Source organism: Variovorax glucosi, from assembly GCF_051216695.1.
Lineage (GTDB): Bacteria > Pseudomonadota > Gammaproteobacteria > Burkholderiales > Burkholderiaceae_C > Variovorax.
The window spans coordinates 1-1,245 of record NZ_JBPJZE010000193.1; the positions used below are offsets into that span (position 1 = coordinate 1).

Here is a 1,245-nt window from a genome sequence, read left to right on the forward strand (position 1 = left end):
CGGCAACCACGTGCCGGTGCTCATGCTCACGGCGCGCGACGCGCTGGACGACCGTGTGGCAGGCCTCGACGCCGACGCCGACGACTATCTCGGCGAGCCCTTTGCGGTGGAAGAGCTGCTGGCCCGCATCCGCGCGCTGCTGCGCAGGCCGGCGACCGCGCAGCCCGACGTGCTGCGCATCGCGGCGCTGGCGTTCGACTTCACGCATTGCGAGGCCAGCGTCGATGCGCAGCGCATGGAGCTGCCGCGCCGCGAGCTGCTGGCGCTCGAGACCCTGGTGCGGCGCGCCGGCCGCACAGTGCTGCGCAGCTCGCTGGAGCGCGCGGTGTTCGGGCTGGACGCGGAGATCCAGTCGAACGCGCTCGACACGCATGTGTCGCGCCTGCGCAAGAAGCTCGCCGACACCGGCGCCGGTGTCGAGATCGCCAGCATCCGCGGCGTCGGCTACCTGCTGCGCTCCCTGCCATGAGCACGCCCCTGGCAACCGCACAGCCTTCGCTCAAGCGACGGCTGATCCGGCAGCTGGTGCTGCTGCAGGTGGCGATCCAGCTGGCAGTGATCGGTGCGCTGGCGGCTTCGGGGCAGCTGATCGACTTCAGCTCGCAGGAGAACACGATCGAGATCCTGCAGGAGGCGGTGGCGCGCGAGGCAGACGGCCGCCTCGCCATGCGACCGACCGAGCGCCTCGTCGCGCTGCGCCTCGAAGTCGGACTCGCGCGCGGCCACCAGCGCGCGCCGCGAGGCCGCCATGTTCAGGTCGTTGTCGCCGCTCACGCCCAGCGCCACGCGGCGGGCCTCAGCCTTGGAGATTTCGGCTACAACCTCGGTGGCCTTGTGCGCAATCTGCTTCTTGAGATCGAAGCGCTGCACCTGCAGGTAGGCGGTGAGCGCATCCAGCACCTGCTGGGTGTACCACGCGCCCTGCACCGGGCTGGAGGGCCCCGGATGCTCGGAATAGGTGGCAGGCGCGATGATCCACGACACCTTCGGGAGCTTGCCGTTCTTCACGTCATTGCGGAAGGTGTCCAGGTACTCGTCCACCTTGGTGCCGGGCATGGTGTTGGCGATGCCCTTGTACAACGGGTTGCCGACGTCGTCGCTGGCCGGATCGTAGGCCAGCACCGGACCGCTGCTGTTGACCGGTTTGCTCGATGCCTCGCTGGCGCGGCGGTACTGCTTGAAGCCGGTCAGCGGGTTGTCGCCGAAGTTGTCGCGCATGTTTTCATACACGATCCAGCTGACTCC

Annotated in this window: 1 protein-coding gene and 1 pseudogene; one reads left to right on the forward strand and one right to left on the reverse strand. The window is 68.8% G+C overall.

Translation table 11 applies throughout. From position 1 onward, the window contains the following. A partial coding sequence (locus tag ACSFA3_RS24180; protein ID WP_435507925.1) for a winged helix-turn-helix domain-containing protein occupies positions 1–469 on the forward strand: 469 nt, incomplete at its 5' end. Positions 470–879: 410 nt separating this feature from the next. Here ACSFA3_RS24180 and ACSFA3_RS24185 read toward each other — a convergent pair. Further along, a pseudogene (locus ACSFA3_RS24185) lies at positions 880–1,245 on the reverse strand (alkaline phosphatase family protein); the annotation flags it as partial.